The 20079-nt window shown below is 73.1% G+C and carries 19 protein-coding genes; 8 read left to right on the top strand and 11 right to left on the bottom strand.

Going from position 1 to position 20079, the window contains the following annotated elements:
• Positions 1–11: 11 nt before the first annotated feature.
• From IE124_RS28885 to IE124_RS28870, 4 genes are all read left to right on the top strand, one after another.
• Positions 12–1394: a sensor histidine kinase gene (locus IE124_RS28885; RefSeq protein WP_189511949.1), complete on the top strand. Its 1383-nt coding sequence runs from the start codon at positions 12–14 to the stop codon at positions 1392–1394.
• Entirely contained in the window at positions 1391–2068 is a 678-nt protein-coding gene (locus IE124_RS28880; protein ID WP_150265462.1) for a response regulator, read from the top strand. Before IE124_RS28885 ends, IE124_RS28880 begins: the two co-directional genes overlap by 4 nt.
• Before the next feature lie 140 nt (positions 2069–2208).
• Complete coding sequence (locus IE124_RS28875; RefSeq protein WP_189511948.1) at positions 2209–3600, top strand: cytochrome ubiquinol oxidase subunit I; 1392 nt, start codon at positions 2209–2211, stop codon at positions 3598–3600.
• 28 nt (positions 3601–3628) lie between these two features.
• A complete protein-coding gene (locus tag IE124_RS28870) occupies positions 3629–4408 on the top strand; it encodes a cytochrome d ubiquinol oxidase subunit II (RefSeq protein WP_189511947.1) in 780 nt (259 codons plus the stop codon).
• Positions 4409–4465: 57 nt separating this feature from the next.
• Here IE124_RS28870 and IE124_RS28865 read toward each other — a convergent pair whose 3' ends face one another.
• Both IE124_RS28865 and IE124_RS28860 read right to left on the bottom strand, forming a co-directional pair.
• Entirely contained in the window at positions 4466–5620 is a 1155-nt protein-coding gene (locus IE124_RS28865; protein WP_189512069.1) for an AI-2E family transporter, read from the bottom strand.
• Positions 5621–5960: 340 nt separating this feature from the next.
• Entirely contained in the window at positions 5961–6155 is a 195-nt protein-coding gene (locus IE124_RS28860) for a DUF3046 domain-containing protein (protein WP_189511946.1), read from the bottom strand.
• Between the two features lie 79 nt (positions 6156–6234).
• Between IE124_RS28860 and IE124_RS28855 the strand changes: the two genes are divergently transcribed.
• Complete coding sequence (locus tag IE124_RS28855) at positions 6235–7164, top strand: hypothetical protein (protein WP_189511943.1); 930 nt, start codon at positions 6235–6237, stop codon at positions 7162–7164.
• A 133-nt stretch (positions 7165–7297) separates the two neighbouring features.
• Here the strand turns inward: IE124_RS28855 and IE124_RS28850 are convergent, their stop codons facing one another.
• From IE124_RS28850 to IE124_RS28840, 3 genes are read right to left on the bottom strand one after another with little or no spacing between them, the layout of a single operon-like run.
• Positions 7298–7606 (bottom strand): AzlD domain-containing protein, encoded by a 309-nt coding sequence (locus tag IE124_RS28850; protein ID WP_189511941.1) that lies wholly within the window; start codon positions 7604–7606, stop codon positions 7298–7300.
• Positions 7603–8349 (bottom strand): AzlC family ABC transporter permease, encoded by a 747-nt coding sequence (locus IE124_RS28845; RefSeq protein WP_189511939.1) that lies wholly within the window; start codon positions 8347–8349, stop codon positions 7603–7605. Before IE124_RS28845 ends, IE124_RS28850 begins: the two co-directional genes overlap by 4 nt.
• Before the next feature lie 10 nt (positions 8350–8359).
• Complete coding sequence (locus tag IE124_RS28840) at positions 8360–9277, bottom strand: AraC family transcriptional regulator (RefSeq protein WP_189511937.1); 918 nt, start codon at positions 9275–9277, stop codon at positions 8360–8362.
• A gap of 169 nt (positions 9278–9446) precedes the next feature.
• On the opposite strand from IE124_RS28840, the gene IE124_RS28835 reads away from it, so the two are divergent.
• The 3 genes from IE124_RS28835 to IE124_RS28825 all read left to right on the top strand — a co-directional run bounded on the left by IE124_RS28835 (position 9447) and on the right by IE124_RS28825 (position 15892).
• Complete coding sequence (locus tag IE124_RS28835) at positions 9447–14096, top strand: Lhr family ATP-dependent helicase (RefSeq protein WP_189511935.1); 4650 nt, start codon at positions 9447–9449, stop codon at positions 14094–14096.
• 210 nt (positions 14097–14306) lie between these two features.
• Positions 14307–15095 carry an Fpg/Nei family DNA glycosylase gene (locus IE124_RS28830; RefSeq protein ID WP_189511933.1) on the top strand — a complete coding sequence of 263 codons (789 nt, stop codon included), beginning with the start codon at positions 14307–14309 and terminating at the stop codon, positions 15093–15095.
• A 32-nt stretch (positions 15096–15127) separates the two neighbouring features.
• Positions 15128–15892, top strand: coding sequence for an SDR family NAD(P)-dependent oxidoreductase (locus IE124_RS28825; RefSeq protein WP_189511931.1), 765 nt, complete (start codon positions 15128–15130; stop codon positions 15890–15892).
• On the opposite strand, the gene IE124_RS35105 is transcribed toward IE124_RS28825, so the two are convergent.
• The 6 genes from IE124_RS35105 to rimO form a co-directional block, all read right to left on the bottom strand.
• A complete protein-coding gene (locus tag IE124_RS35105; protein WP_229832953.1) occupies positions 15840–16115 on the bottom strand; it encodes a hypothetical protein in 276 nt (91 codons plus the stop codon). The genes IE124_RS28825 and IE124_RS35105 overlap by 53 nt on opposite strands.
• A 174-nt stretch (positions 16116–16289) precedes the next feature.
• The gene (locus IE124_RS28820) at positions 16290–16760 is read right to left on the bottom strand and encodes a Dps family protein (RefSeq protein ID WP_189511929.1); all 471 of its coding nucleotides are present in this window, start codon (positions 16758–16760) and stop codon (positions 16290–16292) included.
• Between the two features lie 134 nt (positions 16761–16894).
• Positions 16895–17278, bottom strand: a complete 384-nt coding sequence (locus IE124_RS28815; RefSeq protein WP_015036585.1) for a helix-turn-helix domain-containing protein — start codon at positions 17276–17278, stop codon at positions 16895–16897.
• A gap of 109 nt (positions 17279–17387) precedes the next feature.
• Positions 17388–17909, bottom strand: coding sequence for a CinA family protein (locus IE124_RS28810; RefSeq protein ID WP_189511927.1), 522 nt, complete (start codon positions 17907–17909; stop codon positions 17388–17390).
• The gene (gene pgsA, locus IE124_RS28805; protein WP_189511925.1) at positions 17906–18580 is read right to left on the bottom strand and encodes a CDP-diacylglycerol--glycerol-3-phosphate 3-phosphatidyltransferase; all 675 of its coding nucleotides are present in this window, start codon (positions 18578–18580) and stop codon (positions 17906–17908) included. Before pgsA ends, IE124_RS28810 begins: the two co-directional genes overlap by 4 nt.
• A complete protein-coding gene (rimO, locus tag IE124_RS28800) occupies positions 18577–20070 on the bottom strand; it encodes a 30S ribosomal protein S12 methylthiotransferase RimO (protein WP_189511923.1) in 1494 nt (497 codons plus the stop codon). The genes pgsA and rimO overlap by 4 nt, the downstream gene beginning before the upstream one ends.
• Positions 20071–20079: the final 9 nt, after the last annotated feature.

Raw genomic sequence — 20079 nt, 5'->3', positions numbered from 1 at the left:
TCCTTCGACCCATGCCCCTCGCCCTGCGCGACCGCCCCGGCGGCCGTCTGCCGCCCCGGACCGTCGACGCGCTCGTGGCATGCGCCGTCCTGGCCGTCGTGGCGATCTGGACCCTCGTCTCCGCGCGGTACGCGAGCGAATCGGCGCTCCGCTCGGTACTCGGCTGGGCGCTCGTCCTGACCGGCTGCGGAGCCCTCTGCTTCCGGCGGCGGCAGCCCGTCGCCGTCGCCGTCGTCACGCTGCTCGCCTGCGTCGTCTACTACCCGCTGTCCGCCCAGGACGGCCCGCTGATGATCGCCTTCGCGCTCGCGCTCTACACCACCGCCGCCGAGGGCCGCTTCGCCGCCGCCGTCGCGCTCGCCGCCGTCACCCTCCTCGCGGTCGGCCTCGGTGAAATCCGGCAGCAGCCCGGGCACCGGCAGATCGACGACACCTCGCTCGCCATGCTGGCCGGCTGGCTGATCAGCCTCGTCGCCGTGGGCCGCGCCCAGCGCACCCGGCTCGCGTATCTGCACGAGGTCGAGCAGCGCGCGCTCGCCGCCGAGCGGGAGCAGGAGGCCCGGGCCCGGCAGAGCGCCACCGAGGAGCGGCTGCGGATCGCGCGGGAGCTACACGACATCCTCGGCCACAGCGTCTCGCTGATCCACGTCCAGTCCGGCGCCGCGCTGCACCGGCTGAGCAAGAACCCGACCCCCGAGGCCGGGCTCGCCACCGCGGCCGAGGCCCTGGAGGCGGTGAAGTCCACCAGCAAGGACGCGCTGCGCGAACTGCGGGCCACGCTCGGCGTGCTGCGCCGGGCCGACGAGGCCACGCCGACCTCCCCGGCCTCCGGCCTCGCCCTCCTCGGCGAGCTCGCGGAGCGGGCCCGGAGCGCGGGACTCGACGTCCGTACGAGTGTCACGGGCACGCCCGTGCCGCTGCCGCCGCCGGTCGACCTCGCCGCGTACCGGATCGTGCAGGAGTCCCTGACGAACGTGACCCGGCACTCGCGAGCCCGTACGGTGCGGATCACTCTCGACTGGGACGACCGCTCCGAACCGGCCGCCACGCGTACACGCGCGGGCGCGCGCGTGCTGAGGCTGCGCATCGCCGACGACGGCGGGGGCGCTCCCGAGGGCGGCCCCTCGGGCAGCGGCATCCGGGGCATGGCGGAACGGGCGCGTGCGCTCGGCGGCGTGCTCACCGCCGGAAACGAGGACGGCGGCTTCGTCGTCGATGCCCGCCTCCCGCTCACCACACCCACCGCGACACACCCCGCGCCAGAGGCACCAGGGGCACTGCAAGCACCAGAGGCACCTCAAGCACCCCCCACAGCACCACCCGCACCCACCTCGACACCTGCTCCCGCTCCCGCTCCCACTCCCGCTCCCGCTCCCGAAGAGGACGCCCGATGATCCGCGTCGTGCTCGCCGACGACCAGACCCTGGTCCGGGCCGGCTTCCGGTCGATCCTGTCCGACGAGGACGACATCGAGGTCGTCGGCGAGGCCGGTGACGGCGAACAGGCCGTCGCCCTCGCCCGCGAACTCCTCCCGGACGTGGTCCTGATGGACATCCGCATGCCCGTGCTCGACGGCCTCGAGGCCACCCGGCGCATCACCGCCGACGAGCGGCTCGAAGGCGTCCGGGTGGTCGTCCTGACCACGTTCGACGCCGACGACCACGTATACGGCGCGCTGCGCGCGGGCGCGTCGGGCTTCCTGGTCAAGGACACCGAGCCGATGGAACTCCTGCACGCCGTACGGGTGGTGGCGCGCGGCGACGCCCTGATCGCCCCCGCCGTGACCCGCCGTCTCATCGCCGAGTTCGCCGAGCGCGCCGGCGGCGCCGGACGGCAGCCCGACCCGAGCCCCCGCCTGAACGCCCTCACCGAGCGGGAACGCGAGGTGCTCGGCCTCGTGGGCGCGGGGCTCTCCAACGACGAGATCGCCGGCCGGCTCGTCCTCTCCCCCGCCACCGCCAAGACCCACGTCAGCCGCATCATGACCAAGCTCGCCGTCCGCGACCGCGCGCAGCTGGTCGTCCTGGCGTACGAGTCGGGGATGATCACCCCCGGCTGGCTGGCCTGACCCGTAGGGGGCGCGGTCCGGAGCCACAACTCCGGGGGTACGCGCGCGTGGACCGGCACAACCCGTGGGGTACGGCAGGGGCCGCAGGTGCCCTCCCCGGGCCGATGCCGAGCCCGTGACCGTACACCGACACTGACGGGGTGAATCAGGACGTACTCGATCTCGCACGGCTGCAGTTCGCGCTCACCGCCGGCGGCCACTTCCTCTTCGTCGCCCTCACCCTGGGTCTGGTCACCGTGGTGGCGGCGCTCCAGACGCGGGCCACGATCAGCGGCAAGCCGCAGGACGCCCGGATGGTGCGCTTCTGGGGCCAGCTGTACGTGATCAACTACGCGGTCGGGATCGTCACCGGGCTGGTGATGGAGTTCCAGTTCGGCATGGCCTGGAGCGGGCTCACCCACGAGGCGGGCAACATCCTCGGCGCCTCCCTCGCCGTGGAGACCATCGTGGCCTTCTTCGTCGAGTCGACCTTCCTCGGTCTGTGGATCTTCGGCTGGCACCGGCTCAACCGCTGGGCCCACCTGGCCGCCATCTGGATCGTCGCCCTCACCGCCTACCTCTCGGCGTACTGGATCCTCGTCTCCAACGGCTTCCTGAACCACCCCGTGGGGTACTCCTCCGAGAACGGCGAACTCGTCCTCGACGACCCGGTCGCCGTCCTGACGAACCCCTCGGCGCTCCTCGCCTTCGGGCACGTCCTCGCGGGGGCGCTGCTCACTGCCGGGTTCTTCATGGCCGGGGTGAGCGCCTACCACCTCTTCCGCCGGAGCCCCGAGTGGGAGTTCTTTGGTCGCAGCCTGCGGATCGGGGTGTTCCTCTCGGCGCCCGCGCTGATGGCCGCCGCGGTCTTCGGCGGGATCCAGTTCGCCACCCTCACCACGTTCCAGCCGATGAAGTCGGCCGTCTTCAGCGGGAAGGCGGCCGAGATCGCCCGGCTTCAGGCGGAGCTGTCGGCCCGCTTCGGGCCCGGCGACTACGTGCCCTCGGAGGCGTGGACGCGGGGCGGAGGTCTGGTGATGCTGATCAGCTTCGCCCTGATGATGTACCTGTGCTTCGCCGGGGTGATCCTGGCCTGCTTCAAGAAGGTCGTCTTCCGGTTCCGGTTCTGGCACGTCGTCCTGATGGCCGCCGTGCCGCTGCCCTACCTCGCGATGATCAGCGGGTGGGTCTTCCGGGAGTCCGGCCGGCAGCCCTGGGTCGTCTACGGGCTGCTGAAGACGGAGGACGCCGTCTCGGACCTCTCCGTCGGCACCATGCGGCTCTCCCTCGCCGTCTTCGCCACGGTCTTCGCCCTGCTCGTCCTCCTCAACGCCTGGCTCCTCGCCCGGCACGCGCGCCGCGGTCCGGTGGAGTCCGGGCTCGGCCACGACGAACGGCCGGAGCACGACGGTCCGGAGCCGGGACCGGAGCACGACGGTCCGGAGCCGAGACCGGAGCACGACGATCCCGGACCGGCCGCCGCCGACGGGCGCGGGAGCGAGGGGCCGCCCTCCTCCGACCCCTCGGACGCACTGCCCGCCCCGCGCTACTGAGCCTCGCCACCCGACCCGAGGAGCCCCCGTGGAGACCCTGGCCATCGCCCTGCTCGCCTTCTTCGCCGCGGGCTGGTTCGTGCTCGCCGGAGCGGACATCGGCGCCGGCATGCTCACCCCGTGGCTCGGCCGCGGGGATCACGAGCGGCGCCTCGTCCTCACCACCTTCGCGCCCTTCTTCCTGGGCAACGAGGTCTGGCTGGTCGCCACCGCGGGCGTACTCGTCGGCTGCTTCCCCGCCCTCGAAGGAGAGCTCCTGAGCGGCCAGGCCCCGGTGCTCGTCGCCCTTCTGACCGGCTGGATCGTCCGGGACGTGGGGCTCTGGGCGCGCGGCCGGGGCCCCGGGCCGCGCTGGCGCGCCGCCTGCGACACCGCCGTGACGTGCGGGAGCTGGACGGTCGCCCTCTCCTGGGGCTGGCTGCTCGCGGCCCTGCTCACCGGACGGCCCTACGCACCGGCGACCGGTGTCACGGCCGTGCTCACCGCCCTGGCCGTGGCCGCCCTGTTCGCCGCGCACGGGCTGGGGTTCGCCGCGCTCCGGCTCACGGGACTCCCGTACGAGCGGGCCCGCCGGCTCGTCGGACGCGCCGGACGGCCGTGGCAGCCCTTCGCCCTCACGGGCGTCCTCATCGGCGGGCTGCCACTGGCGGCCGGCACGGCACTCCCGCTGGCCGAGAAGGCCGCCTCCCCCGCCACGCTGGACCTGCTCGTCCCTGCTCTCCTCGTGGTCACCCCGCTCCTGGTGGCGGTCCAGGCCTGGACCTGGCACGCCTTCCGGCACCGGGTCACCCGCCCGTCGTACCTCTGAGCCACGACGAGGGCGTCCCACCTGAAGTCCGGTCCCAGGGGGACCCCCAAGCCCCCGTCAGGACTCCTTCGAGGAACCCTCAGAGGAGCCCTCAGAGGAGCCCTCCTTCTTGTGGTGGAGGGCTTTCTGCAGCCGGGCCACCACCGCCTCGCCGTACCTCCTGTGGCCGTGGACGCGCGGGTCGTCCGTCACGTCGTACCGCTTCACATAGGCGCCGAGGAAGGCCTGCAACGTGGCCACGACCGGAATCGCGATCAGCGCGCCGACGACACCCAGCAGCGCCGTCCCCGCGATGACCGAGCCGAAGGCCACCGCCGGGTGGATGTCCACCGTCTTCGAGGTGAGCTTCGGCTGGAGCACGTAGTTCTCGAACTGCTGGTAGACCACGACGAAGCCGAGCACCCAGAGCGCGTACCAGGGGTTGACGGTGAAGGCGATGAGCATCGGCAGAGCGCCGGCCAGGTAGGTGCCGATGGTCGGGATGAACTGCGACACGAGACCGACCCAGACCGCGAGCGCCGGCGCGTACGGCACGTCCAGGATCTCGAAGAGGACGAAGTGGGCGACGCCGGAGATGAGCGCCATCAGGCCGCGCGAGTAGAGGTAGCCGCCGGTCTTGTCGACCGCGATCTCCCAGGCCCGCAGCACCTCGGTCTGCCGGGCGGGCGGCAGTACGGAGCAGAGCGCCCGCCGCAGCCGGGGCCCGTCGGCCGCGAAGTAGAACGAGAAGAGGAAGATCGTCAGAAGCCGGAAGAGGCCGCCCAGGACGGTGGCCGAGACGTCGAGCACACCGGACGCGCTGTTCTGCACGTACTTCTGCAGCCACTCGGAGCTCAGGATGTTGTCCTGGACCTCGACCCTGGACAGTTCCGTGTGGAAGCTCTCGTTGATCCAGTTGATCAGCGAGTCGAGGTACTTGGGGAAGTTCTCGACCATGTCGACGATCTGACCGGCGAGCATCGAGCCGAGGAGGACGACGAAGCCGACGCTGAAGACGAGGACGCCGAAGAAGACGAGGAAGGTGGCGAGACCCCGGCGCATCCCGCGCGCCGCCATGCGCCCGACCGCCGGCTCGATGGCGAGGGCGAGGAAGAACGCGAGCAGGATGTTGACGAGCAGGCCGACGAGCTGGTGGAAGGCCCAGCTGCCCAGCAGGAAGCAGGCGTAGAGCGCGAGGGTCAGGACGATCGCGCGTGGCAGCCAGCGCGGCATCCGCGCGGCCTGCCACGGAACCGCCGGTGGGGCGGTCACGCCTCCGGGGCCGGCCGGCTCGCCCGAAGCCGTCGGACCGGCCGGCTCGCCCGAAGCCGTCGGACCGGCGGGCTGGACCGAAGCCGTCGGACCGGTCGGCTCGACGGAAGCCGTCAGACCGGTCGGCCCTGTCGGCTCGCGCTCGGTCCGCCCTGTCGAACCGGTCGCATCGGTCGGACCGCTCGGGGGTGTCTTTTCGCTGTCGTCAGTCGGAGCCACCACGCCAGTCTCGCGCACCGCGCGGACATTCCCCCCGGGACCCCGCACATCCGCACCGGTCACCCCGTCGGCTACCGGCCGCTCACCGTTTGTCGGCCGGTACGTCGACGGCGGCGCAGACTGCCCGCCACACGTCCTTGGCCTCCCAGCCGGCGTCCAGGGCGTCCTGCACCGTCCGCCCGCCAAGCTCCGCCATCACATGGTCACGTGCGAAGGAATCCGCGTAGGACGCACCGAAGTGGTCCGCCATCCGCTCCCAGAAAATCGTCAACCGCATGACGCCAGTATCCCGCTCCCAAGAGTGCAGCCCGCTCCGCAGGCCTTGTCACCGCGACTTTCCGCCCTACCGTCGGAGCATGGCCGAAAAACCCCTCTCTCCGCCGCCCCCTACTCCCCTGGCCCGCGCCGAGCGCTTCGTCTGGCTGACGGCCCGCGTCCTCGAACAGCGGCGGTTCGCGTACCACTTCCTGCGCGGTGGCGCGGACCAGGTCGAGACGGCCCTGACGGCGTACCTGAACGCGGACGGCGGCTACGGGCACGCCCTCGAACCCGATCTGCGCGGACCGGTCAGCCAGCCCCTCCACACCGCGCACGCGCTCCGGGTCCTGGAGTCGATCGGCCGCTGCGGCGGCATGCGCGTGGAGCGGATCTGCCGCTACCTCACCGACATCTCGACGCACGACGGGGCGCTCCCGGCGATCCACCCCTCCCAGCGGGGCTACCCCTCGGCGCCGTTCGTCCCGGTCGTCGACTCCCCGCCGAGCTCGCTGCTCTCGACCGGCCCGGTGGTCGGGCTGCTCCACCGCAACCAGGTGTGGCACGCGTGGCTGTTCCGGGCCACCGAGTACTGCTGGGCAGCCGTGGAGTCGCTGGAGAAGTCCCATCCGTACGAGGTCCAGGCCGCCGTCGCCTTTTTGGACGGGGCCCCGGACCGCCCGCGGGCGGAGGCGGCAGCCGACCGGCTGGGGAGGCTGGTGCGCGAGCAGCGGCTCGTGGTCCTGGACCCGGACCGGTCGGAGGACTACCCGGTCCCGGACGGGTACGCGCTCGGCGAGCACCACTTCCCGCACGACTACGCGCGCGTGCCGCACTCGCTGGCGGCCGGCTGGTTCACGGAGGAGGAGATGACCCGTTCGCTGGACCGGCTCGCGGCCGACCAGGAGGAGGACGGCGGCTGGCCGATCCGCTGGCGGGCCTGGGCTCCCGGGACGGCCCTGGAGTGGCGCCCGATCGTCACCGTCGAGGCGCTGCGCACCCTCCGCGCGCACGGCCGCCCGCTCGACTGACGGGTCTCCCTCGGCCCGACCCGGCCCGACCCGGCCCTGTCCGGCCCGGTCCTGTCCGGTCCGGCCCGGTCCTGTCCTGTCCGGCCCGGTCCTGTCCTGTCCGGCCCGGTCCTGTCCTGTCAGGTCCGGTGCTTCACCAGCCCAGTGCCCTTACTCCCGCCGTGACGACGACAGCCACACCCACGACAGCCAGGAACGGAGCGCGCAGAACGAGAGCGACGGCGGCGGCCGCGAGGCCGGCGGCCCTGGCGTCCAGGACGAGGGAGCCACCCGTGCTGAACGTCTGCTGCGCCGTGAGCGCGGCCAGCAGGGCAACGGGAAGCAGCGCCGCGAGCCGTTGGACGAGAGGTCGTTCCAGCGCGCCCGCGGGGACGAGCAGGCCCAGGAGCTTGACCAAGTAGCACCCGACGGCGGTCAGGCCGATCGCGATCCACACGTTCATCGGGGGTCCTCTTCTCGTGCGTCCGTACTCATGCGGCGGCCCTGGAACCACAGCACCAAGGGCGCTGCGAAGGCCGCCGCGAGGACCGGGACCCCGGCCGGCAGCACGGGCAGCAGCCCGAGGCCGAGCAGGACGGCGATCCCGGCGGTGGCGCGCTCGGTCGCCGACTTCAGCATCGGGGCGAGCAGGGCCAGGAAGACGGCGGGCCCGGCGGCGTCCAGGCCCCAGGCCGTGGTGTCGCCGATCGCCTCGGCGCCGAGGCCTCCGAGGAACGTGGTCAGGTTCCACAGGACGTACAGCGTGAGGCCGGTGAGGGTGAAGCCGAGCCGGGCGGTCCGCCGGGACGGCTGGGCGAGCGCGACCGCTGTCGTCTCGTCGATCACCCAGTGCGCGGCGAGCGGCCTGATCGCCTTCGGGAGGGCGAGGAGCTGGGAGAGCCGCAGCCCGTAGAAGGCGTTGCGCGTGCCCAGGAAAAAGGCTCCGGCGGCGGCCGTGAAGGGGTTGCCGCCCGCGGCCAGCGCGCCCACGAGGGCGAACTGCGAGGCGCCCGTGAAGACGAGGAGGCTGAGCACGCAGGTCTGCGCGAGGCTGAGGCCGGCGCCGGCCGAGGTCACGCCGAAGGCGAAGCCGGAGAGCCCGACGGCGACACCGACACCGAGGGCGTCGCGGACGACGGCCGCGTCGGGCTTCGCCCGCGTCGCTCCGTCGTCGCGTATGACGGGAGGTGCTGTCTGTTCTGCCACGTCGCCGACGTTACGTACGCGGCCGCTGCCCGGTCTTGTACGTTCTTGCACCGTCGGCCGCGCTACCGCCCTCGGCACCGGAGCCAAGGGAGCCGGTAGAGCCGCCTCGTGCCCCCCGCGCCCGCTGGTAGGCCCCCGGGGGCACCCCGACGCTTCGCGTGAAGTGCCGGTTGAGGTGTGGCTGGTCGGTGAAGCCTACGGCGACGGCCGCGTCCGCCGGGGGCGTCCCCGCGTCGAGCAGCCGCCTGGCCCGCCGCACGCGCGCGTCGGTGAGCCAGGTGTGCGGCGGCATCCCGTAAGCCTCGCGGAAGGCCCGCAGGAGGGCGAAGGGGCTGGTGCCGAGGTCGGTGGCGAGCCGTTCCAGGGTCGGCGGGTCGGCCATCCGCTCCTCCAGGACGGCACGCGCGCGTGCCGCGTTCCGCGCGCCGGCGGAACGGGCCGGGAGCGGGGTGACCAGCCCTCCGTGGCTGCGCAGCATCCGTGCCGTGACGAGCCGGAGCAGGCTGTCCGCGGCGAGCGCGTTGCCTTCCTCGGCGGCCCGGTGGACGCCCACGACGAGCTGTGCGGCGTACGGATCGTCGACGACGGGCGAGGTGAAGCCGACCGAGCCGCGCAGCGCGAGGGTGTCGGCGGCGATCGACCGGACGAGCCGGGCGTCCGGATAGATCGTGCGGTAGGTCCAGCCTTCGGGCACGCCCGCGTGCCCGGTGTGCGAGGTGTCGGGGTTGACCAGGGCGATCTGCCCGGGCCCGGCGTGGACGAGCTCGTCGCGGTAGTGGAAGGCCTCGACGCCCTCGGTGATCGCGGCGAAGACGAAGCTCTCGTGGGTGTGCCGGGCGAAGGCCTTCTGGATGTAGTGCGCGTGCAGCAGGTCGACGCCGGGCAGCTCGGAGTACTGCCAGTACCGTGCCCGCTCCCCACTCGCCATGACTCCATTCTGCGCCAGGGGCCCCCTCGGGCGCCCACCCCGGCCCTTCTCCCGCGCCCGTCCCGGCCTGTCACCGACTCGCCCTCCGCCTCTCCCTCACCTCTCGCGGCCACGAGCGGATTTCCCCAGGTCCGGGCGGTTGTCAGTGGGCGGGTGCACGATGGGGGGCATGGTCAGGTCCGCGCTCGACTCGTTCTCCCCCGCGACCCGCAGTTGGTTCACCGGGGCCTTCACCGCGCCCACGGCGGCGCAGGAAGGCGCCTGGAAGGCCATCGGCGAGGGCTCCGACGTGCTCGTCGTCGCGCCGACGGGCTCGGGCAAGACACTGGCCTCCTTCCTTGCCTCCCTGGACCGCCTGGCGTCCACCCCGCCGCCGGCCGAGGCGAAGAAGCGCTGCCGTGTCCTGTACGTGTCACCGCTGAAGGCGCTGGCCGTGGACGTCGAGCGGAATCTGCGCTCCCCGCTGACCGGCATCCGGCAGGAGTCGGTCCGGCTCGGGCTGCCCGAGCCCGACATCCGGGTCGGCATCCGCTCCGGCGACACCCCGGCCGCCGAGCGCCGGAGCCTCGCGACCCGGCCGCCGGACATCCTGATCACCACGCCCGAGTCGCTGTTCCTGATGCTGACCTCCGCCGCCCGGGAGGCCCTCGCCGGGGTGGAGACGATCATCCTGGACGAGGTCCACGCGGTCGCGGGCACCAAGCGGGGCGCGCACCTGGCGCTCTCCCTGGAGCGGCTCGACGAGCTGCTGCCGCGCCCCGCGCGCCGGATCGGCCTGTCGGCCACGGTCCGCCCGGTGGACGAGGTGGCCCGCTATCTGTCCCCCGGCCGCGCGGTGGAGATCGTGCAGCCGCCTTCGGGCAAGGAGTTCGACCTCTCCGTCGTCGTCCCCGTGGAGGACATGGGCGAGCTCGGAGGCTCCCCCGCCTCGGAGGGCAAGGACGGCGGCGACAAGCCGTCGATCTGGCCTCACGTCGAGGAGCGGATCGCGGACCTCGTCCAGTCCCACCGCTCGACGATCGTCTTCGCCAACTCCCGCCGCCTCGCCGAGCGGCTCTGCAACCGGCTGAACGAGATCGCGTACGAGCGGGCGACCGGCGAGCCGCTCCCCGAAGGGGCTCCGCCGGCCGAGGTCATGGCCCAGTCGGGTGCGGCGCAGGGCGCGCCGGCGCTGCTCGCCCGGGCCCACCACGGCTCGGTGTCGAAGGAGCAGCGCGCCCAGGTGGAGGAGGACCTCAAGGCGGGCCGGCTGCCCGCCGTGGTGGCCACCTCCAGCCTGGAGCTGGGCATCGACATGGGCGCGGTCGACCTGGTCGTGCAGGTCGAGTCACCGCCCTCGGTCGCCTCCGGGCTCCAGCGCGTGGGCCGCGCGGGGCACCAGGTCGGCGCGGTGTCGACGGGCGTGGTCTTCCCCAAGTACCGCGGAGACCTGGTGCAGGCGGCCGTGGTCACGGAGCGCATGCGGTCCGGCTCGATCGAGTCGATGCGGATCCCCGCCAACCCCTTGGACGTCCTGGCCCAGCAGCTGGTCGCGATGGTCGCGCTCGACACCTGGCAGGTGGACGAGCTGCTCGCCGTGGTGCGGCGTGCGGCGCCCTTCTCCTCGCTGCCGGAATCGGCCTTCACGGGCGTGCTCGACATGCTCGCCGGACGCTACCCGTCGGACGCCTTCGCCGAGCTGCGCCCGCGCGTGGTCTGGGACCGGGTCGCCGGGACGGTGACGGGCCGGCCGGGCGCGCAGCGGCTCGCCGTGACCTCGGGCGGCACGATCCCCGACCGGGGCCTCTTCGGCGTTTTCCTGGCCGGCTCCGACCCGAAGAAGGGCGGCGGCCGCGTCGGCGAGCTCGACGAGGAGATGGTGTACGAGTCCCGGATCGGCGACGTCTTCACGCTGGGCACCACGTCCTGGCGGATCGAGGACATCACCCGGGACCGGGTGCTGGTCTCACCCGCACCCGGCGTGCCGGGCCGGCTGCCGTTCTGGAAGGGCGACCAGCTGGGCCGACCGCTCGAACTGGGCCGCGCGGTGGGAGCCTTCCTCCGGGAGCTCGGCGCCCTCGGACCGGAGGACGCACGGCTGCGGCTGATCGCCGCGGGCCTGGACGCCTGGGCCGCGGACAACGTCCTCGCGTACGTCTCCGAGCAGCGCGAGGCCTGCGGCCATGTGCCCGACGACCGGACGATCCTGGTCGAGCGGTTCCGGGACGAGCTCGGGGACTGGCGGGTCGTCATCCACTCCCCGTTCGGCGCGCAGGTGCACGCGCCGTGGGCGCTGGCGCTCGGCGCGCGGCTCGCCGAGCGGTACGGCATGGACGCGCAGGTGATGCATGCGGACGACGGCATCGTGCTGCGCCTGCCGGACGCCGACCTGATGGGTCTGGACATGGGTCTCGACCTCCTCGACCACGAGCCGGTGGACCCCGGCCGGCACCTGGACACCACGTACGACGCCGACAAGGCGCCGGTCGGCGCGGCCGACGCCCTCTTCGACAAGGGCGAGATCGGGCAGATCGTCACCGACCAGGTGGGCGGCTCCGCGCTGTTCGCCTCCCGGTTCCGCGAGTGCGCCGCGCGCGCCCTGCTGCTGCCCAAGCGGAACCCGGGCAAGCGCACGCCGCTCTGGCAGCAGCGGCAGCGCGCGGCCCAGCTCCTCCAGGTGGCGAGCGAGTTCGGCTCCTTCCCGATCGTCCTGGAGGCCGTCCGCGAGTGCCTCCAGGACGTCTTCGACGTCCCCGGTCTGACCGAGCTGATGGGCGACATCGAGGCCCGCCGGGTCCGGCTCGTCGAGGTCACCACCCCCGAGCCGTCCCCCTTCGCCCGCTCGCTCCTCTTCGGCTACGTGGCGCAGTTCCTGTACGAGGGCGACTCACCGCTCGCCGAGCGCCGGGCGGCCGCGCTCTCCCTCGACTCCCGGCTCCTCGCGGAGCTCCTCGGCCAGGCCGAGCTGCGCGAGCTCCTCGACCCGGAGGTCCTCACGGAGCTGGAGCAGGAGCTCCAGTGGCTGACGGAGGACCGGCGGATCAAGGACGTGGAGGGCGTGGCCGATCTTCTGCGGGTCCTCGGCCCGCTCACCGACGCCGAGCTCGGCGAGCGCGGCGCGGAGGAGGGCTGGGCGCCCGACCTGGCCCGGGCCCGGCGCGCGATCCGGGTCAGGATCGGGGGCACCGACCACTGGGCGGCTGTCGAGGACGCCGGACGGCTCCGTGACGCCCTGGGCACGGCCCTGCCGGTCGGTGTGCCCGAGGCCTTCACCGAGCCCGTGAAGGACCCGCTGGGTGACCTCCTCGCCCGTTTCGCGCGGACGCACGGCCCGTTCACCTCCTCGCAGGCCGCCGCCCGCTTCGGGCTCGGCGCCGCCGTCACGGACGGTGCGCTCCAGCGACTCGCAGCCGCCGGCCGGGTCGTCCAGGGCGAGTTCCATCCCTCCGGCATCGGCCAGGAATGGTGCGACGCCGCCGTGCTGCGCCGGCTGCGCCGCCGGTCCCTCGCGGCCCTGCGCCACGAGCTGGAGCCGGTGCCCCCGGCGGCGCTCGCCACCTTCCTGCCCCAGTGGCAGCACCTCGGCGGCAGCAGCCTGCGGGGCATCGACGGCCTCGCCCGCGCGATCGAGCAGCTCCAGGGCGCGCCGGTGCCCGCCTCCGCACTGGAGAAGCTGATCCTGCCGTCCCGCGTGCGGGACTACTCCCCCGCGCTGCTCGACGAGCTGACCACCACGGGCGAAGTGGTCTGGGCCGGTGCCGGTTCGCTGCCCGGCAAGGACGGCTGGGTCTCGCTCTACCTCGCGGACGCGGCCCCGCTGCTCCTCCCGCCGCCGCACCCGCTGGAGCTGTCCGCGCTGCACGAGTCGGTGCTCTCCATCCTCTCCGGCGGGTACGGGCTGTTCTTCCGGCAGATCGCCGACCAGGTGCGGGCCACGACCCACCCGGACGCGACCGATCCGCAGCTTGCGGACGCGCTCTGGGACCTGGCCTGGTCGGGCCGGCTCACCAACGACACCCTCGCTCCGCTGCGCTCGCTCCTCGGTTCCGGCCGGACGGCCGGGGCGACCGCCCACCGCGCGCGCCGGACGGTGCCGCGCGGCCGGTACGGCACGCTGGGCGCCGCCGCCCGCCCGGCCTCGCGTACGGGCCCGCCGACGGTCTCCGGCCGCTGGGCGCTGCTGCCACCGCCCGAGCCGGAGCCGACCCACAGGGCGCACGCCCTCGCCCGTACCCTCCTGGACCGGCACGGCGTGGTCACCCGGGGCGCGGTGGCCGCCGAGGGCGTGGAGGGCGGTTTCTCGGCGACGTACCGCATCCTGTCCGCCTTCGAGGACAGCGGACAGGCCAGACGGGGTTATGTGGTCGAGGGCCTGGGCGCGGCCCAGTTCGCGATGGACGGGGCCGTGGACCGGCTGCGGGCGGCGGCGACGGCCCGCGACCGGGGCGCGGAGGCGGCGGCCGGCCCACGCGCGCTGGTCCTGGCCGCGGCCGACCCGGCGAACGCGTACGGGGCGGCCCTGTCCTGGCCCGAGCCGCCGACCGACGCCGGTCACAAGCCCGGTCGCAAGGCCGGCTCGATGGTGGTGCTCGTCGACGGCGAGCTCACGCTCTACATGGAGCGGGGCGGCAAATCGCTGCTTTCCTGGCCGACCGAGCCGGACGATCCCGCCCTGACGGCGGCGGCCGAGGCCCTGGCCGCCTCGGCGCGGGCGGGCTCGCTGGGCACGGTCACGGTGGAGCGGATCAACGGCGCCACGGCCCTGACCTCCCCCCTGGCCCGCCCCCTGGAGGCAGCGGGATTCGTGGCCACCCCGAGAGGCCTCCGCCTCCGCGCCTGAGCCGCAAAGCCCCGCCGACCCGGGACACCGCCCACCCCCGGGCACCACCGGACACCACCCACCCACCGACCCACCGAGGTCCCAGCCCAGGCCGGCCCAGCCCCTGCCCTCCCGTCGCGCCAGCCCAGCCCAGGCCGGCCCAGCCCCTGCCCTCCCGTCGCGCCCGCCCAGCCCCGCCCACCGGCCCCAGCCACCCGGCATCATGGAACCGTGCCCGAAGGAGACACGATCTGGCAGGCCGCCCACCGCCTGCACTCCGCGCTGGCCGGGCGGGTCCTGACCCGCTCCGACCTGCGCGTGCCCCGGTTCGCGACCGCCGACCTCACCGGCCGCACGCTCCTCGACGTCACCCCACGAGGAAAGCACCTCCTCGCCCGCATCGAGGGCGGGCTCACGGTCCACTCGCATCTGCGGATGGACGGCGCCTGGCGGGTGTACGCCACCGGGCAGCGCCCGCGCGGAGGCCCCGACCACCAGATCCGGGCGATCCTCGGAAACACCGAGTCCACCGCGTACGGCTACCGGCTCCCGGTCCTGGAACTGATCCGCACCGCGGACGAGGCGGGCGCGGTCGGCCATCTCGGACCGGACCTGCTCGGCCCCGACTGGGACCCCGAGGAGGCCGTGCGCCGACTGCGGGCCGCACCGGACCGCCCGCTCGGCGAGGCCCTGCTCGACCAGCGCAACCTGGCCGGCATCGGCAACGTGTACAAGTCGGAGCTGGCCTTCCTGGCCGCCGTGACCCCCTGGCTCCCGGTCGGCGAGCTCGCCCCCGACGTCCCGGACCGTCTGGTGGCCACCGCCCACCGCCTCCTGGAGGCGAACAAGGACCGACCGGACCGGCGCACCACCACGACGCGCCGCCCCGGCACCCCGCTCCATGTCTACGGCCGCGGGGGACAGCCCTGTCTGCGCTGCGGCACCCGGATCCGGAAGGCGGAGCTCGGCGAGCGGATCACGTACTGGTGCCCGGGCTGCCAACAGGGTCCCGCCAATTGACGATCCGTCAGATTCAGTCGTACGGTCCGGACATGACCCTCAAGGCGTACGACCTCACCGGCCGGACCACGTTCGTCACCGGCGCCGCGAGCGGCATCGGCCGCGCCACCGCGCTGCTCCTCGCCCGGGCGGGCGCCGTCGTGCACTGCGCCGACCGCGACGAGCACGGCCTCAAGGAGACTTCGGCGCTCGTCACCAGTGAGGGAGGCGCCGCGCACAGCCATCCCCTGGACGTCACCGACCGGGCCGCGCTGGCCGCCGCCGTCCGCTCCGCCGGCCCGCTCCACGTCATGGCGGCCGTCGCCGGGATCATGCACACGAGCACCGTCCTGGAGACCCGCGACGAGGACCTCGACCGCGTCCTCGCGGTGAACTTCAAGGGAGTCCTGTACGCCTGCCAGGAAGCGGCCCGCTCGATGATCGCCTCCGGCACCGCCGGCTCGATCGTCACGATGGCCTCGGGCGCGATGGACACCGCGAGCCCGGGACTGCTCTGCTACAGCGTCACCAAGGCCGCCGTCGTCCAGCTCACGAAGACCCTGGCGGTGGAGGCCGGCCCGCACGGGATCCGGGTCAACGCGGTCGCACCGGGCTGGATCCGTACCCCCATGACGGACCGCCACGAACCGGCCGCCCAGCAGCAGGCGGAGGCCGCGATGGTCCGTCACTCACCGCTCGGCCGGGTCGGCGAGCCGGAGGACATCGCACACGCGGTCCTCCATCTCGCCTCCGACGCCTCCTCGTTCACGACGGGCCAGATCCTGCGCCCCAACGGCGGCGTCGCGATGCCCTGGTGACGGGAGAACCCGGCCTACCGCCACCCGGCCGTCGCGCAGAGGCAGCCACGTGCACGGGCAGCAGGCTCAGTCCCCAGCCGCCCGCGGCCACCGCCCCCTCGACGATCCCGGCCTCTCCCGGCACGAGGAGCAGGCGCAGCACCGACCACCACCAGAGCCCCCCGGCCACCAGCCCGACCGCGACCAGCGCGAGCGTCGCCGGCGGAACACGTCGCCGTACCATGGCCGCCTCCCGCGGTCGACGCTAGACCGACAGGATCACCCAGCGGGAGGGCGCACGGGAGGCAGACCCGGCGCACACCGCCGAGCCCACCGCCCACACAGCAGTCACCGCACGCTCAGCGGTCACCGCCCACTCAGCAGTCACCGCACACGCCACACGTACGGCCATCCCGCCCTACGCGCTCTCCGCTTGGAACATCCAGTGGTGCTTCTCCAGATCGCCCGTCAGCCCGATCAGGATGTCCTGGCTGATCGGGTCGGGGTCACCGGTCGCGTCGATCCGCTCCCGCATCCGGGTGATGACGGCCCCCAGCGCGGCGACCAGGATCCGGACCGCGTCCCCGTCCTTGATCCACCCCTCCGGGACCGGCCCGATCGCGCTGGAGGAGGCCACGGTGGCCGACCGTCCGTCCGGGTTGACGCCGAGCGCGGAGGCGCGTTCCGCCACCGTGTCGGAGTGCAGCCGCGCGACGTCGACGACCTCGTCGAGCTGCAGGTGGACGGAGCGGAACCGCGGCCCGACGACGTTCCAGTGCACCTGCTTGGCGACGAGGGCGAGGTCGACCAGATCGACCAGCGCCCCCTGGAGCGCCTTGCCGACCGTCTTGAGGTCGGTCTCGGACAACGGGCTCTTCACGACAGACATGCGGGATCTCCAACCAGTCGTACGTCCCCCCACGATGGCAGCCCCGCCGGAACCCGGCATGTCGAGCGGGAACGAGAAAAGCCCCGGTCGGCGCCCCCGCAGGGGCATCGACCGGGGCTTCGCCCCACTTCGGTTCAGGCAGCGACGACGTCGACCGCTTCCGCGGGCGCCTTGATGGTCACCCGCCCTGTGGGCACACCGCCCACCGACGTCACCGACACCGAGTTGAGCATCGGGCGCACCGGCGTCGGTACCGGTTCGCTCGCCGCTGCCGACTCGGCCAGTTCGGCCAGTGACAGCTCGTCGCTCACTTCACGCATGAGCTCGGACATCCGTACGTCCAGCGCGTCGCAGATCGCGGAGAGCAGTTCGGAGGACGCCTCCTTCTGCCCCCGCTCCACCTCGGAAAGATAGCCGAGCGAGACTCGGGCGGACGAGGAGACTTCGCGCAGAGTACGGCCTTGGCGCTGGCGCTGCCGACGCAGCACGTCACCCAACAGGCGACGGAGCAGAATCATCGGTGGCTCCCTCCTCGGACCGCGTAGCCGCATCCTTCACGCCCCACCGTACCGCCTTGCGCTGCGGCCGTGCGGGGAGCGATGTCGTGTTCACTCAGGGCTGCAAACATCAATTCCCCCCGTTGTGTTCCGTATCCTGTGCCCGCGCATTTCCCGAGAGTTCCTCATGGAGCAGTGCCAACACGCTCCGTACACTCTCTCTACGGATGTCCGCGCGGTCGCCGTTCAATCTCAACGAGACCACTTTCCCGGCTCCGGCGCACACTCCGGCCGGCCCCGCGACCGCCACGTAGACGGTTCCGACGGCCTGACCGTCCTGCGGTTCGGGCCCCGCGACCCCGGTCGTGGAGATCCCCCAGTCGGCGCCGAGCCGGGCCCGCACACCGGCCGCCATCTGCAGCGCGACCTCCGGATCGACAGCGCCGCGCTCCGCGAGGAGGGCCTTGTCGACGTCCAGCAGCTCGTGCTTGAGGGCCGTGGCGTAGGCCGTGACCGACCCCCGGAAGGACTTCGAGGCTCCCGGTACGCCGGTGAGCTCGGCGGCCACCAGACCACCCGTGAGCGACTCCGCGGCGGCCAGCGTGTGACCACGCTCCGCGAGCAGCGCCAGCACCCGGGCGGCCTCGGTCATCGCGTCGCCGCCTCCGACCGCGCGGCCGCCCGCTCCTGAGCGAGGCCCTCGCGGCGCAGGACGATGGCCTGCCGCACGTAGTCCAGACCGGTGACGACCGTCAGCACGACGGCCAGCGCCATCACCCACCAGCGCAAGGTGGCCAGCGCGCCGGTGAGCATGAGCACGTACATGCCGACCGCCGTGCCCTGCGCGAGCGTCTTGATCTTGCCGCCGCGGCTCGCCGGGATGACCCCGTGCCGGATCACCCAGAAGCGCATCAGGGTGATCCCGAGCTCGCGGGCGAGGATGACCCCGGTGACCCACCAGGGCAGGTCGCCGAGCAGGGAGAGGCTGATGAGTCCGGCGGCCATGATCGCCTTGTCGGCGATCGGGTCGGCGATCTTCCCGAAGTCGGTGACCAGGTTGTACGTGCGGGCCAGGTGCCCGTCGAACACGTCCGTGATCATGGCCACCGCGAAGGCCGCCCACGCCCAGGCCCGCCAGGCCGGGTCGTGCCCGCCGTCCTGGAACAGCAGGATCACGAAGCCCGGCACGAGCACGAGCCGGATCATGGTGAGGATGTTGGCGATGTTCCACAGGCTGGCCTGGTTGACGGCCGCCGCGCCCAGCTTGCCGCGGGGCGCCGGCCTACCGGTCCCGCCCGTCGCGGATGCCGGGACTCCGGTCATCTGCCTGCCTCCTCGATAAGACACTCGGCCACCAGGTCGACGCCTTCCGTGCCGACGACCTTCGCCCTGACCATACGGCCCGGGGCCAGGTCGGGGCTCGTACCGTCGGCCGTGGTGAGGACCACCTGGCCGTCGGTCTCGGGTGCCTGGTGGGCGGCGCGGCCGATCCAGCCGTCCTCCTCGTCCAGGGACTCGACGAGTACTTCCAGGGTCTCTCCGATCCGCTCCTCCGCGCGCTGCGCGGTGAGCTCCTCGGCGAGCCGGGAAAGGTGGGCGAGACGCTCGTCGACGACGTCCTGGTCGAGCTTGTGCTCGTACGTGGCGGCCTCGGTGCCGTCCTCGTCGGAGTAGCCGAAGACGCCGATGGCGTCGAGCCGGGCGTGGGTGATGAAGCGTTCCAGCTCGGCGAAGTCCGCCTCGGTCTCGCCGGGGAAGCCGACGATGAAGTTGGAGCGGGCACCGGCCGTCGGGGCCTTGGACCGGATGGTCTCCAGGAGCTCCAGGAAGCGGTCGGTGTCGCCGAAGCGGCGCATGGCCCGCAGGACGTCCGGGGCGCTGTGCTGGAAGGACAGGTCGAAGTACGGCACGACCTTGTCGGTCGACGTCAGGACGTCGATGAGGCCGGGGCGCATCTCGGCGGGCTGGAGGTAACTGACGCGGACGCGCTCGATGCCGTCGACGGCGGCCAGATCGGGCAGCAGGCTCTCCAGGAGCCGGATGTCGCCGAGGTCCTTGCCGTACGAGGTGTTGTTCTCGGAGACCAGCATGACCTCCTTGACGCCCTGCTCGGCGAGCCAGCGCGTCTCGTTCAGCACGTCCGAGGGACGGCGCGAGACGAAGGAGCCGCGGAAGGAGGGGATGGCGCAGAAGGAGCAGCGGCGGTCGCAGCCGGAGGCGAGCTTCACCGAGGCGACGGGGCTGGTGTCGAGCCGGCGGCGGAGCGGCGCGCGGGGCCCGGAGGCGGGCGCGAGCCCCTCGGGGAGGTCGGCAGGCGCGTCGACGGGGGCCTCGGCGGCGTCGCCGTGTCCCGGCAGGGCCACGGCCGCGGCGGCCTCCTGCCGCTCCACGGGCGACAGCGGGAGCAGCTTGCGCCGGTCACGCGGGGTGTGGGCCTCGACACTGCCACCGTTGAGGATGGTCTGGAGGCGGTTGGAGATGTCGGCGTAGTCGTCGAAGCCGAGGACGCCGTCGGCCTCCGGGAGGGCTTCGGCGAGCTCCTTGCCGTACCGCTCGGCCATGCAGCCGACGGCCACGACGGCCTGGGTCTTGCCGTGATCCTTCAGATCATTGGCTTCGAGGAGGGCGTCGACGGAGTCCTTCTTGGCGGCTTCGACGAATCCGCAGGTGTTGACGACGGCTACGTCCGCTTCCTCGGCGTTCTCGACGAGCTCCCAGCCGTCCGCTGCCAAGCGGCCTGCGAGCTCCTCCGAGTCCACCTCGTTACGGGCGCAGCCAAGAGTGACAAGGGCGACGGTACGGCGTTCGGGCATGAGCTCAAG

The organism is Streptomyces narbonensis (genome assembly GCF_014649015.1).
Classification (GTDB): Bacteria; Actinomycetota; Actinomycetes; order Streptomycetales; family Streptomycetaceae; genus Streptomyces; species Streptomyces narbonensis.
Note: the sequence above shows the minus strand (reverse complement) of the source record. Positions and strands in the feature narration are given on the sequence as shown.

Excerpts from the sequence above, each read along its gene's own strand:
- IE124_RS28885 (WP_189511949.1), top strand. The coding sequence starts at position 12 with ATGCCCCTCGCCCTGCGCGACCGCCCCGGCGGCCGTCTGCCGCCCCGG.
- IE124_RS28880 (WP_150265462.1), top strand. The coding sequence starts at position 1,391 with ATGATCCGCGTCGTGCTCGCCGACGACCAGACCCTGGTCCGGGCCGGC.
- IE124_RS28865 (WP_189512069.1), bottom strand. The coding sequence starts at position 5,620 with ATGCCGCGCTGGCTGCCACGCGCGATCGTCCTGACCCTCGCGCTCTAC.
- IE124_RS28860 (WP_189511946.1), bottom strand. The coding sequence starts at position 6,155 with ATGCGGTTGACGATTTTCTGGGAGCGGATGGCGGACCACTTCGGTGCG.
- IE124_RS28855 (WP_189511943.1), top strand. The coding sequence starts at position 6,235 with ATGGCCGAAAAACCCCTCTCTCCGCCGCCCCCTACTCCCCTGGCCCGC.
- IE124_RS28850 (WP_189511941.1), bottom strand. The coding sequence starts at position 7,606 with ATGAACGTGTGGATCGCGATCGGCCTGACCGCCGTCGGGTGCTACTTG.
- IE124_RS28840 (WP_189511937.1), bottom strand. The coding sequence starts at position 9,277 with ATGGCGAGTGGGGAGCGGGCACGGTACTGGCAGTACTCCGAGCTGCCC.
- IE124_RS28835 (WP_189511935.1), top strand. The coding sequence starts at position 9,447 with ATGGTCAGGTCCGCGCTCGACTCGTTCTCCCCCGCGACCCGCAGTTGG.
- IE124_RS28825 (WP_189511931.1), top strand. The coding sequence starts at position 15,128 with ATGACCCTCAAGGCGTACGACCTCACCGGCCGGACCACGTTCGTCACC.
- IE124_RS35105 (WP_229832953.1), bottom strand. The coding sequence starts at position 16,115 with ATGGTACGGCGACGTGTTCCGCCGGCGACGCTCGCGCTGGTCGCGGTC.
- IE124_RS28820 (WP_189511929.1), bottom strand. The coding sequence starts at position 16,760 with ATGTCTGTCGTGAAGAGCCCGTTGTCCGAGACCGACCTCAAGACGGTC.
- IE124_RS28815 (WP_015036585.1), bottom strand. The coding sequence starts at position 17,278 with ATGATTCTGCTCCGTCGCCTGTTGGGTGACGTGCTGCGTCGGCAGCGC.
- IE124_RS28810 (WP_189511927.1), bottom strand. The coding sequence starts at position 17,909 with ATGACCGAGGCCGCCCGGGTGCTGGCGCTGCTCGCGGAGCGTGGTCAC.
- pgsA (WP_189511925.1), bottom strand. The coding sequence starts at position 18,580 with ATGACCGGAGTCCCGGCATCCGCGACGGGCGGGACCGGTAGGCCGGCG.
- rimO (WP_189511923.1), bottom strand. The coding sequence starts at position 20,070 with ATGCCCGAACGCCGTACCGTCGCCCTTGTCACTCTTGGCTGCGCCCGT.